The organism is Leclercia sp. EC_58 (assembly GCF_019584355.1).
GTDB lineage: Bacteria > Pseudomonadota > Gammaproteobacteria > Enterobacterales > Enterobacteriaceae > Enterobacter.
Map to the genome: position 1 here is coordinate 1,016,751 of NZ_VDAM01000001.1, position 15,777 is coordinate 1,032,527.

General features: G+C 57.6%; 15 protein-coding genes. 5 read left to right on the forward strand and 10 right to left on the reverse strand.

Annotated features, from left to right (window positions below; all coding sequences use genetic code 11):
- Nucleotides 1-74: 74 nt before the first annotated feature.
- From FHC51_RS05065 to cpxP, 6 genes are all read right to left on the reverse strand, one after another.
- Entirely contained in the window at nucleotides 75-1,379 is a 1,305-nt protein-coding gene (locus tag FHC51_RS05065) for an SLC13 family permease (protein WP_220435025.1), read from the reverse strand.
- A 58-nt stretch (nucleotides 1,380-1,437) separates the two neighbouring features.
- Nucleotides 1,438-2,196, reverse strand: coding sequence for a CDP-diacylglycerol diphosphatase (locus tag FHC51_RS05070; RefSeq protein WP_103825254.1), 759 nt, complete (start codon nucleotides 2,194-2,196; stop codon nucleotides 1,438-1,440).
- Between the two features lie 110 nt (nucleotides 2,197-2,306).
- Entirely contained in the window at nucleotides 2,307-3,296 is a 990-nt protein-coding gene (locus FHC51_RS05075; RefSeq protein ID WP_220435026.1) for a sulfate ABC transporter substrate-binding protein, read from the reverse strand.
- A 213-nt stretch (nucleotides 3,297-3,509) separates the two neighbouring features.
- Nucleotides 3,510-4,472 (reverse strand): 6-phosphofructokinase, encoded by a 963-nt coding sequence (gene pfkA, locus FHC51_RS05080; protein WP_103825256.1) that lies wholly within the window; start codon nucleotides 4,470-4,472, stop codon nucleotides 3,510-3,512.
- Between the two features lie 175 nt (nucleotides 4,473-4,647).
- Nucleotides 4,648-5,553 carry a CDF family cation-efflux transporter FieF gene (gene fieF / locus FHC51_RS05085; RefSeq protein WP_103825257.1) on the reverse strand — a complete coding sequence of 302 codons (906 nt, stop codon included), beginning with the start codon at nucleotides 5,551-5,553 and terminating at the stop codon, nucleotides 4,648-4,650.
- 153 nt (nucleotides 5,554-5,706) lie between these two features.
- Nucleotides 5,707-6,207, reverse strand: a complete 501-nt coding sequence (gene cpxP, locus FHC51_RS05090; RefSeq protein ID WP_103177522.1) for a cell-envelope stress modulator CpxP — start codon at nucleotides 6,205-6,207, stop codon at nucleotides 5,707-5,709.
- Nucleotides 6,208-6,357: 150 nt separating this feature from the next.
- Here cpxP and cpxR point away from each other — a divergent pair, with 150 nt between their 5' ends.
- On the forward strand, nucleotides 6,358-7,056 hold the full coding sequence (cpxR, locus tag FHC51_RS05095) for an envelope stress response regulator transcription factor CpxR (protein WP_039032144.1): 699 nt from the start codon (nucleotides 6,358-6,360) through the stop codon (nucleotides 7,054-7,056).
- Nucleotides 7,053-8,426 carry an envelope stress sensor histidine kinase CpxA gene (gene cpxA / locus FHC51_RS05100; RefSeq protein ID WP_103177523.1) on the forward strand — a complete coding sequence of 458 codons (1,374 nt, stop codon included), beginning with the start codon at nucleotides 7,053-7,055 and terminating at the stop codon, nucleotides 8,424-8,426. The genes cpxR and cpxA overlap by 4 nt, the downstream gene beginning before the upstream one ends.
- 26 nt (nucleotides 8,427-8,452) lie before the next feature.
- Here the strand turns inward: cpxA and yiiM are convergent, their stop codons facing one another.
- From yiiM to rhaS, 4 genes are all read right to left on the reverse strand, one after another.
- The gene (yiiM, locus tag FHC51_RS05105) at nucleotides 8,453-9,136 is read right to left on the reverse strand and encodes a 6-hydroxyaminopurine reductase (protein ID WP_114316373.1); all 684 of its coding nucleotides are present in this window, start codon (nucleotides 9,134-9,136) and stop codon (nucleotides 8,453-8,455) included.
- 66 nt (nucleotides 9,137-9,202) lie between these two features.
- Entirely contained in the window at nucleotides 9,203-9,823 is a 621-nt protein-coding gene (gene sodA / locus FHC51_RS05110; protein WP_103177525.1) for a superoxide dismutase [Mn], read from the reverse strand.
- Nucleotides 9,824-10,008: 185 nt separating this feature from the next.
- Nucleotides 10,009-10,857, reverse strand: coding sequence for an HTH-type transcriptional activator RhaR (gene rhaR, locus FHC51_RS05115; protein WP_114316372.1), 849 nt, complete (start codon nucleotides 10,855-10,857; stop codon nucleotides 10,009-10,011).
- A 73-nt stretch (nucleotides 10,858-10,930) separates the two neighbouring features.
- Nucleotides 10,931-11,767, reverse strand: a complete 837-nt coding sequence (rhaS, locus tag FHC51_RS05120; protein WP_156240078.1) for an HTH-type transcriptional activator RhaS — start codon at nucleotides 11,765-11,767, stop codon at nucleotides 10,931-10,933.
- A gap of 300 nt (nucleotides 11,768-12,067) precedes the next feature.
- On the opposite strand from rhaS, the gene rhaB reads away from it, so the two are divergent.
- The 3 genes from rhaB (at nucleotide 12,068) to rhaD (ending at nucleotide 15,720) form a co-directional block, all read left to right on the forward strand.
- Complete coding sequence (rhaB, locus tag FHC51_RS05125) at nucleotides 12,068-13,537, forward strand: rhamnulokinase (protein ID WP_220435027.1); 1,470 nt, start codon at nucleotides 12,068-12,070, stop codon at nucleotides 13,535-13,537.
- On the forward strand, nucleotides 13,534-14,793 hold the full coding sequence (gene rhaA, locus FHC51_RS05130) for an L-rhamnose isomerase (protein WP_220435028.1): 1,260 nt from the start codon (nucleotides 13,534-13,536) through the stop codon (nucleotides 14,791-14,793). The genes rhaB and rhaA overlap by 4 nt, the downstream gene beginning before the upstream one ends.
- 96 nt (nucleotides 14,794-14,889) lie before the next feature.
- Nucleotides 14,890-15,720, forward strand: a complete 831-nt coding sequence (rhaD, locus tag FHC51_RS05135; protein ID WP_103825265.1) for a rhamnulose-1-phosphate aldolase — start codon at nucleotides 14,890-14,892, stop codon at nucleotides 15,718-15,720.
- The last annotated feature ends 57 nt before the right edge of the window (nucleotides 15,721-15,777 follow it).

Genomic DNA, 15,777 nt, shown 5'->3' on the forward strand with positions numbered 1-15,777 from the left:
TGTGGCGGGTGGCGCTTCGCTGACCCGCCCTACGATACTCCAGGCCCGGTAAGCGCCAGCGCTACCGGGCTTTTTTACAGCCGTCCCAGCAGGCTAAACCACAGATAATCCAGCGGCAGCAGCACCAGATAGGTTGCCACCGCCAGCGCCAGACAGAGCAACATCCCCGCTCGTGCAGGCACTCTTCCCAGCCCCATTGCCACCACAATCGGCGACGCCTGATACGGCAGCAGCGGCGTGGAATACCCCAGCACCTGAATCATAATCACCGACAGCAGCGGAAAGTCGGTGGCGTCCGAGAAGCTTTGCGCCAGGGTGGTATACAGCGCCGGTACGCCGTTGGCGGTCATAATGAAATTCAGGGCGGTGGTGATGCCGGTCAGGGCCAGGAAACTGGTGAACGGCGCATCGGCATCCAGCGGCATTACCCGCATCAGCGCCTCGCCCACCGCACTGCCAATACCGGTTTGCGTCACGGTGATCGCCAGCCCGAGAATACCCGCCACATAAATACAGGTGCGCATATTCACCCCCGCCGAGAATTCGTCCCCGGTGATAAAGCCAACCCGCGGCAGCATCACCACAATCGACGCCGCAAGCCCGGTCCATGCCGGTCCAATGCCGTGCCAGCTTTCGGTTACCCACATTACCAGCACCACCGCCAGCAGCCAGGCGAGGCGTTTTTCGTCGCGGCCCATCGGCTCCGGCGGAGTCAAATCCTTCGCCGGTTTTGGCGCGCCGGGGAACAGCCAGCAGATCAGGCCGATAAGGATCAGACCCTTGAGAATACCCAGCACCGGGGTATGCAGTAGCAGGTACGGAACATAGTTAAGATGGATGCCGTACGAGCCTTCCGCCGCCCCGCTCATCACCAGATTAGGTACGTTGGCCGGAAGGATGGTGGCCGATAGCTGGAAGGTGCCAAACCCCACCGCCAGCGCCAGGCCGAACCACGCCCGCGTACCGTCCGCAATGCCCGCCCGCTTCGCCATCGCCGCCACGATGGGCATCAGCAGCGCGATGCGCCCCATGTTGGAGGGCATCACAAACGCCAGCGCATAGGTGAGCAGCACTACGCTTGCCACCATCAGCGGCCAGGAGTCGGTCAGCCTGGCCGACAGCGCCCGCGCCGCCCTGTCCGCCAGCCCGGTTTTGCGGATCGCCACACCCAGCACAAATCCGCTGAACACCAGCCAGAATGCCGACGAGGCAAAACCGCCGAAAATCACCTCCGGCGGCGCAATTCTGGCGATCATCGCCGCGGTAAAGAACAGCAGCGCGGTGAGGAATTCCGGCAGCAGCGAGGTCGCCCACAGGATGATAGTGACGACGATAATCAGCGAGGGCAGAAACAGCGGGTGAGTAAACCAGAGCGACATGCCTGTCTCCTGTAGAATTTTTCAGCAAGTCTACGGCGACAGGCAGGGCGAGTAAACGCTATTTATGGTGGGGTTCATTCAGGATAGTGCATTGATGATCCTGTAATTCCTCAGCGGAAGCGAGGTTAAACGTCAGCAGGTTGCGCTCGGTTGCCAACAGGATAAACGATCCGTCCGCCTGCTGCGCCATCGCCAGCGCAAAGCGTCCCATATGGTCGCGCGCTTCCGGCAGCTCTTCTGCCAGCATCATAAACGGGCTGCGTTTCACCAGCTCCGCTTCCGTCACCCGACGCGCCAGGTATTCATTCCCCTCCAACCCGCCGGGGAACGGCAGCCACTGGGTGCTGATTTGCCCCTGACTGGCATTGAGCTTCTCGCGCACGTCCGGGCGCAGGCAGGAGATATGGATATGAAAATGATTTTGCGTGCGACCGGTCGGGGAGTTGATGGTCAGTGAAACTGCACTGTCGGGTACGTTGCTTCCCCGCTTCATGCTCATAAAGTGTCGCGACTGCCACGCCAGCCAGAAGAAATTGGGCGTCTGAGCCTCGGTCAGAAGCGGGCTTTCGGTACCGTTGATGCGGTACGTGGGCATCAGCAGATATTGCAGCGGCCCGTTGCGATCTTTAAACACCACATATCCCGCCTCCGTTTTTACCAGCGCACAGGGCGACGGGTTACGGTTCTGCATCTGACCAGGCACACACTGGTCGAGAACGATATGCCGCAATGCGTTTGGGTTACCCGCTTTCAGCCAGAACCCGACACCTGCCGCGAGCGCAATCACAACCAGTACCAGCACGATTATTTTTTTCACAGCGCATTCCCTGTATCCACCTGACGCCAAAGAGTAACGCATAAAAATGAACAAATAAAAAACCCGGTGGATTTCTCACACCGGGTCCCGTGTCGTTCTTCAAAAAATGCTTAACGCTTGCTGATCTGATCGAAGGTGCCGCCATTCGAGAAGTGATCTTTCTGCGCTTTCGTCCAGCCGCCGAAGACTTCATCGATAGTGAAGAGCTTCAGTTTCGGGAAGGCGTTCTCATGTTTTTTCGCCACCGCCTCATCACGTGGACGGTAGAAATTCTTCGCGGCGATCTCCTGGCCTTCCGGGGAGTAAAGGTATTTCAGGTAGGCTTCCGCCACGGCCTGGGTGCCTTTCTTATCCGCTACTTTATCGACAACGGAGACGGTTGGCTCAGCCAGAATGGATTCGCTTGGGGTGACAATTTCAAACTTGTCTTTACCCAGCTCGTTCGTCGCCAGCAGCGCTTCGTTTTCCCACGCAATCAGCACATCGCCAATGCCGCGTTCAACGAAGGTGTTGGTTGCGCCACGCGCGCCGGAGTCCAGCACTTCGACGTTTTTGAACAGCGCTTTCACGAAATCCTGCGCTTTGGCCTGATCGCCATTGTTCTGGTGCAGGGCGTAACCCCAAGCTGCCAGGTAGTTCCAGCGTGCGCCGCCAGAGCTTTTTGGGTTTGGAGTGATGACCGATACGCCCGGCTTAACCAGATCGTTCCAGTCATGGATCTGTTTCGGGTTGCCTTTGCGAACCAGGAAAACGATGGTGGAGGTATACGGCGCGGAGTTGTCCGGCAGGCGTTTGATCCAGTTTTTATCGATACGGCCGCGTTCCGCGATAGCGTCCACGTCGTATGCCAGCGCCAGGGTCACGACGTCGGCTTCAATGCCGTTAATCACCGAGGTCGCCTGCTTGCCGGAGCCACCGTGGGACTGGCGGATCACGACGTTATCGCCGGTTTCCTGTTTCCAGTGTGCGGCGAACGCTTTGTTGTACTGCTCGTACAGTTCACGCGTCGGATCGTAAGACACGTTCAGTAACTGAATATCCTTTGCCAGAACGCTGGTCGATGCCAGCAATAACGTTAAACCCACGCCCCATTTATTCATCGCCCAACTCTCTTAATGTTGTGTTTGATGAGTGCAGGGTGCCAGAAAGCGAACCAATGATTAAAGAATAAAAAAAGATTGGCTATAACACAGGGGAATAAAAAGAGGGTATGAGCGCACAAAAAAGCCGGGTGGCAGCTACGCCTTACCCGGCCTACGAACCATGCTTTTGTAGGCCCGGTCAGCACAGCGCCACCGGGCAACAGCCGCCGATCAGTACAGCTTTTTCGCGCACTCCAGCCAGTCACCTTTGAACGGACGCTTCATGTTTTCAATAGCGTCGATGATGTCATGGTGAACCAGTTTTTCGTTCTGAATACCGACGCAACGACCGCCAAAGCCCTGCTGCAGCAGTTCAATCGCGTAAGCGCCCATACGGGATGCCAGAATACGGTCGTAAGGACCCGGAGAGCCGCCACGCTGGATGTGGCCAAGAACGGTCGCGCGGGTTTCGCGTTTGGTTTCAGCTTCGATGTACTTCGCCAGCTCGTCAACGTCGCAGATGTGCTCGGTGATGGCAACGATGGCGTGTTTCTTACCTTTGGCGATACCGGCTTTGATTTCTGCCACCAGATCTTCACGGCTGAATTCCACTTCCGGCACCACGATGAACTCACAGCCACCCGCAATCGCCGCCGCCAGGGTCAGGTCGCCACAGTAGCGGCCCATCACTTCGACGATAGAGATACGCTGGTGAGAAGAAGAGGTGTCGCGCAGACGGTCAATCGCCTCTACAACGGTGCCCAGCGCAGTGAAGTAACCGATGGTGTAGTCGGTGCCTTTGATGTCGTTGTCGATGGTGCCTGGCAGACCGATGCACGGGAAGCCCATTTCAGTCAGGCGTTTTGCCCCCATGTAGGAACCGTCACCGCCGATAACAACCAGCGCGTCCAGGCCGCGTTTTTTCATGTTCTCGATAGCCACTTCACGGATGCGCTCATCGCGGAATTCCGGGAAACGCGCGGAGCCCAGGAAGGTACCGCCACGGTTAATCATGTCGGACACGCTGTAGCGGTCGAGCTGCACCATGCGATCTTCATACAGGCCCAGATAACCGTCATAGATACCAAAAACTTCCAGACCTTCCGTCAACGCTGCGCGCACTACACCACGAATTGCTGCGTTCATGCCGGGCGCATCACCGCCGCTTGTCAACACACCGATTTTCTTAATCATGACTACCTCTGAACTTAGGAATGCAAAAATGAAATCTGTTGCCGGAAGACGTCCTATCGACCAACGAATAGTGCAAATAGTATATCAATCACTTCCCGCTGAATTGATTCAGGTCAGACCAAATGGCGGTTATTTTTCCACAAAATGCTGCCCCGGTTCACTTTTTTACAACGAATTACGAAAGCCCAAAATGTCCAGTACCTGGCTTAGGCACGACTGAGCAGGGATCCTGGTGAATAATGACATCTGACCCCGGGAAACGCTGCAAAATCGCCTGTTCAACCTGTTCCGCCACCAGATGGGCCTGAACGAGCGGCAGGTTATCTTCCATTTCTAAATGAATCTGAATAAAGCGGGTCGGCCCTGACTGCCGCGTGCGAAGATCGTGAGCGCCGCTGACGCCGGGCCAGGAGGTCACAATTTCAAAGATTTCATGCCGTTCTGCGTCTGGCAGTGCGCGATCGAGCAGGGATTGCACTGCATCGTACCCCATACGCAACGCACTGTATAAAATATAGAATCCAATCCCTAACGCAAATAACGCATCGGCCCGGTGCCAGCCATACCAGGCCAGACCGAGCGCAATAAGAATCGCACCGTTCATCATAACATCAGACTGATAATGAAGCATATCTGCCCGTACCGCCTGACTCTGCGTTTTACGCACCACCCAGCGCTGGAACGTTACCAGAACTAATGTGCTTATAAGTGCAATAACGGTTACCACCACACCGACGCCCGGATCTTTCATCGGCGACGGGGTATACAGATGCTGAATGCCGGTCAAAAAGAGGAACAGCGCTGAACCGGAAATAAACATGCTTTGCGCCAGCGCCGCCAGCGACTCCGCTTTACCATGACCAAAGGTATGCTCTTCGTCTGCCGGCTGTAACGAGTAACGCACCACCCACAGGTTCGTCACCGAGGCGGCAATATCCACCAGGGAGTCCACCAGCGCCGCCAGAATACTGACCGAACCGGTATACCACCACGCGAAGATTTTAATGACTAACAGGCACGACGCCATGACCGTCGCGGCGATTGCGGCCCGGCTCACCAGCCGTCCATAGGATTGATTCATAAACACTCCTGTCACGCTATGCCGCTAGTATAACGGATGCAGAGGAGTCAATAAGATGAATAAACGGTTAACGCATTTTAATGATGGGCAAAAAAAACCCCCACATCATGTGGGGGAAGACAGGGATGGTGTCTATGGCAAGGAAAACAGGGTTTACTGGTTACTACGGGTGTTGCTACTAAAAAGCGTCGATTCAGCGTTCTTCTGCATCCGTGCAACCTCGCGCAACTGGTCCATACGTTGCTGGTGTTTCTGGTTCAAAACCGCTTGCTGCTCTGGCGTTAGCAGGTGAAACATCTGGTTGCGGACCCGGGCCATTTCGACCTGGCGGGCAACCTGTTCCTGCGCCATTTTGTTTGCCTGAGCGCGCACAGCGTTTTCGTCAAAATTTTCTGCGGTGACAAGGCGGTGCATTGTCTCCATTTCGCTAACATTAACAGGGGGCTGGTCATGACGAGCCCGCTGCATCAGATCTCGCATCTGTTGACGCTGATGTTCGGTTAAACTTATGCCGTCAAACATGTGGCCCTGGCCGTTTTGCTGCGCAATGCCCTCTGCTGAGGAACGGTTATCGCCGGTGATAGCTCCAGCAGCCTGGCTAAATGCACTAAACGCCAGCGTTGAGGCCATGACGGCAGCGGTAACTATGCGCATCACTTACTCCCAAAATCTTTCGTGTCGCGATTCAACGAGAGACAGTCTACGATTCAGGCTGCAAACATGCGTCAGGGGGTGTAAAACAACGTAAAGTCATGGATTAGATAGCCTTGATGACGTAATTTCTGCCTCGGAGGTATTTAAACAATGAATAAAATCCTGTTAGTTGATGATGACCGAGAGCTGACATCCCTTTTAAAGGAGTTGCTCGACATGGAAGGCTTTGACGTGTCGGTTGCCCATGATGGGGAGCAGGCGCTGAGCCTACTCGACGATAGCATCGACTTGCTTTTGCTCGACGTCATGATGCCGAAGAAAAACGGTATCGACACCCTTAAAGAGCTGCGCCAGACACACCAGACCCCCGTTATTATGCTGACCGCGCGCGGCAGCGAACTTGACCGCGTACTCGGCCTTGAGCTGGGCGCTGATGACTATCTGCCAAAACCGTTTAACGACCGTGAACTGGTGGCGCGTATTCGGGCGATCCTGCGCCGTTCCCACTGGAGCGAGCAGCAGCAAAACACCGACAACGGTTCCCCTACTCTGGAAGTGGACTCCCTGAGCCTCAATCCAGGCCGCCAGGAAGCGAGCTTTGACGGCCAGGCGCTGGAGCTGACCGGCACTGAATTCACCCTGCTTTACCTGCTGGCGCAGCATCTGGGCCAGGTGGTATCGCGTGAACATCTGAGCCAGGAAGTGTTGGGTAAACGCCTGACGCCGTTCGACCGCGCCATTGATATGCACATCTCGAACCTGCGCCGTAAGCTGCCGGAGCGCAAAGATGGTCACCCGTGGTTTAAAACCCTGCGTGGCCGCGGCTATCTGATGGTTTCCGCTTCATGATAGGTAGCTTAACCGCCCGCATCTTCGCCATTTTCTGGCTGACGCTGGCACTGGTTTTAATGCTGGTTTTGATGTTGCCAAAACTCGACTCACGCCAGATGACGGAGCTCCTCGACAGCGAGCAACGTCAGGGTGTGATGATCGAGCAACACGTAGAAGCAGAGCTGGCCACCGATCCACCCAATGATTTGATGTGGTGGCGCAGGCTGTTTCGCGCTATCGAAAAATGGGCGCCTCCCGGACAACGCCTGCTGCTGGTGACCAGCGAAGGTCGCGTGATTGGTGCGGACCGCAATGAAATGCAGATCATCCGTAACTTCATTGGCCAGGCGGATAACGCCGATCACCCGCAAAAGAAAAAATATGGTCGGGTGGAGATGGTGGGGCCGTTCTCCGTCAATGACGGGGAGGATAATTACCAGCTCTACCTGATCCGCCCGGCGAGCAGCTCCCAGTCCGACTTTATCAACCTGCTGTTTGACCGCCCGCTGCTGCTGCTGATTGTCACCATGCTGGTGAGTTCACCGCTGTTGTTGTGGCTCGCATGGAGCCTGGCGAAGCCGGCGCGCAAACTGAAAAACGCCGCGGATGAAGTGGCGCAGGGCAACCTGCGACAGCACCCGGAACTGGAAGCCGGGCCGCAGGAGTTCCTGGCGGCAGGGGCCAGCTTCAACCAGATGGTGACGGCGCTGGAGCGGATGATGACGACCCAGCAGCGTCTGCTCTCTGATATCTCCCACGAGCTGCGCACCCCGCTGACGCGTCTGCAACTGGGCACCGCCCTGCTGCGCCGCCGCAGTGGTGAGAGCAAGGAGCTGGAGCGTATCGAAACGGAAGCCCACCGTCTGGACAGCATGATCAACGACCTGCTGGTGATGTCGCGCAATCAGCAGAAAAACGCGCTGGTCAGCGAAACGATGAAGGCTAACCACCTCTGGGGCGAAGTGCTGGATAACGCCGCCTTCGAAGCGGAGCAGATGGGTAAATCGTTCACCGTTAATTTCCCGCCGGGCCCGTGGCCGTTGTACGGCAACCCGAATGCGCTGGAAAGCGCGCTGGAGAATATCGTCCGTAACGCCCTGCGCTACTCGCATACCAAAATCGAGGTGGCGTTCTCGGTGGATAAAGACGGCATCACCATTAACGTGGATGACGATGGTCCCGGCGTCAGCCCGGAAGATCGCGAGCAGATTTTCCGTCCGTTCTACCGTACTGACGAAGCCCGCGACCGTGAATCTGGCGGCACCGGGCTGGGTCTGGCAATTGTCGAAACCGCCATTCAGCAGCATCGCGGCTGGGTGAAAGCGGACGACAGCCCGCTGGGTGGGTTGCGTTTAACCCTCTGGCTGCCGTTGTATAAACGTTCGTAGTTATTATGCCGGGTAGTGGCTTCGCCTTACCCGGCCTGGTTTCCCCACAATCTGCGGGAATTATTCTCGATCTTCCCGCTTAAACGCCGTTTCTGCATGGTTCTGGTCCAGCTTGTCGACAGGCCCGCCGCCGCCAGCAGACGCTGATACTGTTCGTCGTCAAACGGCATATGCCAGGCGATAGCGCAGGCATCCTGTACCGATACATCGCTCAGGCGTGACGCCAGCTCCAGGGGCGCATCCGCCGATACCTCTCCTGCCAGCACCACCCGATAGAGCCAGCCGGTTTTCGCCGCGTTCTGCATCTGCGTAGCCATATCGCTGATGCCGAAATGGAAGTTGAGTTTGAAGCACGGCGAGCGCGGCTGGGTCACCTGGATCAGGGCATCCCCCCAGCGAAAGATGTCGCCGATAAAGACGTTCTTCTCCGTCAGCCCCTCGGTTGAGAGGTTTTCGCCAAACGCCGGGGCGACAAAGAGATCGGCCTGAGCGGGAAATTCCCTTGCCCAGTGCTGATAGTGCTCTCGCGGATAGTGGCACAGCGCGCGATCGGGCCCGCCATGGATCTTCTTTTCCGCCTGCTCGTCACCTGCCAGTCCAAGGTCGGTTAAGGTCAGCTCACCGTCGACCTGCACTTTAGCAATTGCGCTCGGGCGGCTGCCGTCGTAGTCCCTTACCTTGCCTGTAAACACGTTCACCGGGTAATGCATCTCTACTCCTTCAGATACAAAAAAAGCGAGTCATCAGACTCGCTTCTCACAGAAGGCTTTGCAACCTTATTTTTTAGCAGCGAAACGTGCCGCAGCTTCGTCCCAGTTGACGACGTCCCAGAAGGCTTTGATGTAGTCCGGGCGACGGTTCTGGAATTTCAGGTAGTAAGCGTGTTCCCACACGTCCAGGCCCAGGATTGGGAAACCGGATGCGCCAGAGATCGCTTCGCCCATCAGCGGGGAGTCCTGGTTAGCCGTAGAGACTACCGCCAGTTTGTCGCCTTTCAGAACCAGCCACGCCCAGCCGGAGCCGAAACGGGTAGCAGCCGCTTTTTCAAACTCAGCTTTGAAGTTCTCAACGGAGCCGAAGTCGCGCTCGATAGCGGATTTCAGGTCGCCCTGCAGGGTAGTACCGGTTTTCAGGCCTTTCCAGAACAGGCTGTGGTTAGCATGGCCGCCCGCGTTGTTGCGCAGTACGGTTTTCTTGTCGGCTGGCAGTTGATCCAGTTTGGTGATCAGCTCTTCAACCGGCAGGCTCGCGAATTCTGGCAGGCTTTCCAGCGCCGCGTTGGCGTTGTTAACGTAAGTCTGGTGGTGTTTGGTGTGATGGATTTCCATCGTCTGCTTGTCGAAATGCGGCTCCAGGGCGTCGTAAGCGTACGGCAGGGATGGCAGGGTATAGCTCATAATCATCTCCATTATTGTCGGGCGGCAAACGTGTTAATGCCGCGTAAGCAGTTGGTTCATTATAGTTAATTAAATGATATTGAAAATGTTTATCAATGCCGTAGTTTTAATATGGTTATAACTTTTCGTTATGTCACTGATCTGGCGGGGGCTGCGGAGAAGTCAGGGATAGAGCCGGGATTCTATTACGCGGCGTTATGGCTGCGGTGGCGCCACTGAACCGGGGTCATCCCTACTTCGCGGTTAAACACCACCGAGAAGTAGTTGCTGTCCTCAAAGCCGCACTGCATGGCGACTTCGCTGACCATCAGCTCGGTATGTTGCAGCAGATACTGGGCGTGGCAGATCCGCAGCTGACGCAGATAGTGGTTTACCGTCATGCCGGTCTGGGTGCGAAACTGCTGGCGCAGGGCGCGCTCGCTGCACTGCTCCTGCTCGCAAAACTTCTCCAGCACAAAGCTGCGGTTCAGGCTGCCGGACAGCGCGGTGATGAGCTTATCCAGCAGCGCTTCCGGCTCGCTGGCGGTCGGGTTGTCCGGGGCGTAGCGGTAGCGTTTGAGCATGATCACCAACTGGGCAAACAGCAGCTCCGCCAGGTCATAGCCGTGGGGATCGTCCTTCAGGCTCTCCTGCTCCAGCTGAGCAATGATCTGGCGCACCTGAGTCATACCGTTGCTGCCAAGCCGCCAGTGCGGTGCCCCGCGGGCGTTCATAAAGCCGGGGATGTTGGCTCCCCAGTCCACGTTGAGCTTCAGCCGGTCGGGGCAGTAGATGATGTTCTGCAGCACCAGATCGTTCACCGAGGCGTAGGAGTGTTTGTCTTCCGCGCGGATGTAAAACAGGTCACCGCGGGTAATACGGTAGGGGCGATCGTTGAGGATATGCAGGCCGTTGCCGCGCCACACCAGCACCAGCTCGCAGAAGTCGTGGGTATGTTCGGCAAAGACATTCTGCGGATAGCGGTCCGCCACCGCGACGGCCTGAGCAGCGGATGCAAAAAAATCGGCTCTGCGAAGAATCAACTGTCCTGCCACGTCACAACCTCACCGGGGAATAACCTGACATTATTACCCGCTTTACGGCAATAAAACGGTGATTTTCCTCGCGTTACTGAAGTGAAGCATCCCGCCCCTGGCGAATATCGCGCGGCGACCAGCTAAACTCCCGGCGAAACAGAGTCGAAAAGTGGTTACTGTCTCCGAAACCGCAGCGATAGGCGATATCCGTGACGCTATCATCGGTATGGCGCAGCAGATGCCGCGCTTTAATCAGCCGCAGCCGGTTGAGGTAGCGCTGCGGCGTCTGCCCGGTGTGCTGTTTAAGCTGGCGATGCAGGGTGCGCAGCGAAAGAGAGAAGTTATCCGCCAGCGTCTCCCAGCAGACATCCTCCGCGTAGTGATCTTCCAGCCAGGCCATCAGCTGGTTGAGGCGGGCGTCGTTATCCGCCGCCCCTTCGACCAGGCTGCCGCGGCGCAGCAGCACCAGCAGCTGCATAAAGAGGATTTCACGGCTGGCGAGGGCGTGGGTCTCCTGCCCCTCTTCAGCCTGCTCCATCTGGCTCACCAGCTGGCGCACCTGTTGCAGCGTGGCCTGGTTCACCCGCCAGTGCGACGGATAGTGCCCGTCCTGCTCCTGGGGTAGCAGCTGATTCAATCCCGACAAAAACTGGAACGCCTCCGGGGAGCGATAGAGCACGTTGGTCAGGCACAGGTTATCAGTATGTTCATACATGTGCCGGTCATGATCGCGCACAAAGCAGACCGTTCCGCCGCTGATGGTGTACGGCTGGCCGTTGAAGACGTGGATACCCGTACCGTGCTCCACGATCACAATCTCATGAAAATCATGATGATGTTCCGGAAAGGCAGCCTGGGGCAGCCGCGGCTCAATCGCCACAGGCGAGTGGCCTGAAGGAAAAAAATCCACGCTGTGCAGTACGGTCATAACGGGTCACCAGATGATAAGAGTTCTCAAAATAGTAATTTAGGGCTCCCCGCCTCACCTTAAATTTTCGACAGCAAATGGCGCAAACCCTGTCGCTTTTTCAAGAAGCGGCGGGAAAGATCTGGAAATGCGGTCACCGTCACATCGCCTGCAAGTGCCGTTAAAAACGGAAAATGTGAACTCTCTCACGTTCATCTTTGCTTTCTTGCCAGCGCCGGAAATGCGCTGTCAGTAGCAAGAAGGTCGCCTTCCCTTCCCTTTTTTACACTGTTCGGCAATGACTTCAGGAAGGACCGGACCATGACTTTTCGCCATTGTGTGGCTGTCGATTTAGGCGCATCCAGCGGCCGGGTGATGCTGGCAAGCTACCACCGCGCGGCGCGTACGCTTCAGCTTCGTGAAATCCACCGTTTCGTTAACTGTCTGCAAAAGCGGGACGGCTTTGACTGCTGGGATATCGACAATCTGGAAGCGGAGATCCGCACCGGGCTGAATAAGGTTTGTGAAGAAGGCATTCGCATCGACAGCATCGGGATTGATACCTGGGGCGTGGATTATGTGCTGCTGGACAGCCACGGCCAGCGCGTCGGCCTGCCGGTCTCCTACCGCGACAGCCGCACCGACGGGGTAATGACGCACGCGCTGGCGCAGCTGGGCAAAGCGGAGATCTATGGCCGCAGCGGCATCCAGTTCCTGCCCTTTAATACCCTCTATCAGCTGCGTGCCCTGGTTGAACAGCAGCCGGAGCTGGTGGCGAAGGTCGCCCACGCCCTGCTGATCCCGGACTACTTCAGCTACCGCCTTACCGGCCAGATGAACTGGGAATATACCAACGCCACCACTACCCAGCTGGTGAACATCAATTCCGATACCTGGGACGAGAACCTGCTCAACTGGACCGGCGCGCCGCGCGACTGGTTTGGCACGCCGACCCATCCGGGTAATGTGATCGGTCACTGGATTTGCCCCCAGGAGAATGCCATCCCGGTGGTGGCCGTCGCCAGCCATGACACCGCCAGCGCGGTGATCGCCGCCCCGCTGACCTCAAAGGATGCAGCGTATCTCTCCTCCGGCACCTGGTCGCTGATGGGCTTTGAGAGCAAAACCCCCTACACCAGCGATAGCGCGCTGGCGGCCAACATCACCAACGAGGGCGGCGCAGAGGGCCGCTACCGGGTGCTGAAAAACATTATGGGGCTGTGGCTGCTGCAGCGGGTGCTGAAGGAAAAAGGTATCAGCGACATGGCTGCCCTGATCGCTGAGACGGAAACCCTGTCGTCATGCCGCTTCCTGATCAACCCCAATGACGATCGCTTTATCAATCCGACCAATATGAGCTCCGAAATCCAGGCCGCCTGCCGCGAAAGCGCGCAGCCGGTGCCGGAGAGCGCCGCCGAGCTGGCGCGCTGCATCTTCGACAGCCTCGCCCTGCTCTATGCCGAGGTGCTGCACGAGCTGGCCACCCTGCGCGGGAAGCCGTTCAGCGAGCTGCACATTGTGGGCGGCGGCTGCCAGAACCAGCTGCTCAACCAGCTGTGCGCCAACGCCTGCGGCATCACGGTGTTAGCCGGGCCGGTCGAGGCTTCCACCCTCGGCAATATTGGCATTCAGCTGATGACCCTCGACGAACTGAACAACGTCGACCAGTTCCGCCAGGTGGTGACCGGCAACTATGGCCTGACCACCTTTACCCCTCATCCCGATCATGAGATTGCCCGCTACCGGGCGCAGTTTCAGCAACAACGACCGACAAAGGAGCTTTGCGCATGACCACTCAACTTGAACAAGCCTGGGAACTGGCTAAACAGCGTTTCGCCGCCGTGGGCGTGGATGTCGAGGAGGCTCTGCGTCAGCTCGACCGTCTGCCGGTCTCTATGCACTGCTGGCAGGGTGATGATGTCGCCGGTTTTGAGAACCCAGGCGGCGCGCTGACCGGCGGTATTCAGGCCACCGGTAACTATCCGGGCAAGGCGCGCAACGCCGCCGAACTGCGGGCCGATCTGGAGCTGGCCCTGAGCCTGATCCCGGGCCCTAAGCGCCTTAACCTGCACGCTATCTATCTGGAATCCGACGAGCCCGTCGAGCGTAACGCCATCAAACCAGAACATTTTAAAAACTGGGTCGAGTGGGCGAAAGCCAACAAGCTGGGGCTGGATTTTAACCCCTCCTGCTTCTCGCATCCGCTGAGCGCCGACGGCTTTACCCTCGCCCACGCTGATGACGAGATCCGCCAGTTCTGGATCGACCACGTGAAGGCCAGCCGCCGCGTGTCGGCATACTTTGGCGAGCAGCTTGGCACCCCATCAGTGATGAATATCTGGATCCCGGACGGGATGAAAGACATCACCGTTGACCGCCTCGCCCCACGTCAGCGCCTGCTGGCGGCGCTGGATGAAGCCATCAGTGAAAAGCTGAACCCGGCGCACCACATCGATGCCGTGGAGAGCAAGCTGTTTGGCATTGGCGCCGAGAGCTACACGGTTGGATCCAACGAGTTCTACATGGGTTACGCCACCAGCCGCCAGACCGCGCTGTGCCTGGACGCGGGCCACTTCCATCCGACTGAAGTCATCTCCGACAAGATCTCCGCCGCGATGCTCTATGTGCCGCACCTGCTGCTGCACGTCAGCCGTCCGGTGCGCTGGGACAGCGACCACGTGGTGCTGCTGGATGACGAAACCCAGGCCATCGCCAGCGAAATTATCCGCCATGACCTGTTCGACCGGGTACACATCGGCCTCGACTTCTTTGATGCTTCCATCAACCGCATCGCGGCGTGGGTGATTGGCACCCGCAACATGAAGAAAGCCCTGCTGCGCGCCCTGCTGGAGCCCACCGCCGAGCTGCGCGCGCTGGAAGCCGCGGGGGATTACACCGCGCGTCTGGCCCTGCTGGAAGAGCAAAAATCACTGCCGTGGCAGGCGGTATGGGAGATGTACTGCCAGCGCAACGACGCCCCGGCGGGCAGCCAGTGGCTGGATACCGTGCGGGCGTATGAGCAGGACGTATTAGCCAGTCGCACGTAAATAACATTGCCGGGTGGCGCTTCGCTTACCCGGCCTACGTTTAGCTGTAGGCCCGGCAAGCGAAGCGCCGCCGGGCATTTTCAAAGGAATCAAAAAATGCAGACCATCACCCAATCCTGGTTCGTCCAGGGCATGATCAAAGCCACCTCCGACGCCTGGCTGAAAGGCTGGGACGAGCGCAACGGCGGCAACCTGACGCTGCGCCTGGATGACGCGGATATCGCCCCGTTTGAAGCGGATTTCCACGCCAATCCGCGCTATATCGCCCTGAGCCAGCCGATGCCGCTGCTCGCCAACACGCCGTTTATCGTCACCGGTTCCGGCAAGTTCTTCCGCAATGTGCAGCTCGATCCCACCGCCAATTTAGGGGTGGTAAAAGTGGACAGCGACGGCGCGGGCTACCACATTCTTTGGGGGCTGACTGACGAAGCGGTGCCAACCTCTGAACTGCCGGCCCACTTCCTCTCCCACTGCGAGCGTATCAAAGCCACCGGTGGGAAAGATCGCGTGATCATGCACTGCCACGCCACCAACCTGATCGCCCTGACCTTTGTCCTGGAGAACAACTCAGACGTCATCACCCGCCAGCTGTGGGAAGGCAGCACCGAGTGTCTGGTGGTGTTCCCGGATGGCGTGGGCATTCTGCCGTGGATGGTGCCGGGTACCGACGAAATCGGCAGCGCCACGGCGGTGGAGATGCAAAAACATTCGCTGGTGCTGTGGCCATTCCACGGCGTGTTCGGCAGCGGCCCGACGCTGGACGAAACCTTTGGCCTGATCGATACCGCCGAGAAATCGGCGGAAGTGCTGGTAAAAGTTTATTCAATGGGTGGCATGAAGCAGACCATCACCCGGGAAGAACTGATTGCGCTGGGTAAACGCTTTGGCGTCAACCCGGTGCAGTCAGCGTTAGATCTCTACAAATAAGAACATCGCGCCCCGCTCATTGAGACGGGGCGAACCTACACCTGCAAACCCTACAAA

Bases quoted from the DNA above. Each gene is read 5' to 3' on its own strand.
- FHC51_RS05065 (WP_220435025.1), bottom strand. From the start codon at position 1,379: ATGTCGCTCTGGTTTACTCACCCGCTGTTTCTGCCCTCGCTGATTATC.
- FHC51_RS05075 (WP_220435026.1), bottom strand. From the start codon at position 3,296: ATGAATAAATGGGGCGTGGGTTTAACGTTATTGCTGGCATCGACCAGC.
- pfkA (WP_103825256.1), bottom strand. From the start codon at position 4,472: ATGATTAAGAAAATCGGTGTGTTGACAAGCGGCGGTGATGCGCCCGGC.
- fieF (WP_103825257.1), bottom strand. From the start codon at position 5,553: ATGAATCAATCCTATGGACGGCTGGTGAGCCGGGCCGCAATCGCCGCG.
- cpxP (WP_103177522.1), bottom strand. From the start codon at position 6,207: ATGCGCATAGTTACCGCTGCCGTCATGGCCTCAACGCTGGCGTTTAGT.
- cpxR (WP_039032144.1), top strand. From the start codon at position 6,358: ATGAATAAAATCCTGTTAGTTGATGATGACCGAGAGCTGACATCCCTT.
- cpxA (WP_103177523.1), top strand. From the start codon at position 7,053: ATGATAGGTAGCTTAACCGCCCGCATCTTCGCCATTTTCTGGCTGACG.
- yiiM (WP_114316373.1), bottom strand. From the start codon at position 9,136: ATGCATTACCCGGTGAACGTGTTTACAGGCAAGGTAAGGGACTACGAC.
- sodA (WP_103177525.1), bottom strand. From the start codon at position 9,823: ATGAGCTATACCCTGCCATCCCTGCCGTACGCTTACGACGCCCTGGAG.
- rhaS (WP_156240078.1), bottom strand. From the start codon at position 11,767: ATGACCGTACTGCACAGCGTGGATTTTTTTCCTTCAGGCCACTCGCCT.
- rhaB (WP_220435027.1), top strand. From the start codon at position 12,068: ATGACTTTTCGCCATTGTGTGGCTGTCGATTTAGGCGCATCCAGCGGC.
- rhaA (WP_220435028.1), top strand. From the start codon at position 13,534: ATGACCACTCAACTTGAACAAGCCTGGGAACTGGCTAAACAGCGTTTC.
- rhaD (WP_103825265.1), top strand. From the start codon at position 14,890: ATGCAGACCATCACCCAATCCTGGTTCGTCCAGGGCATGATCAAAGCC.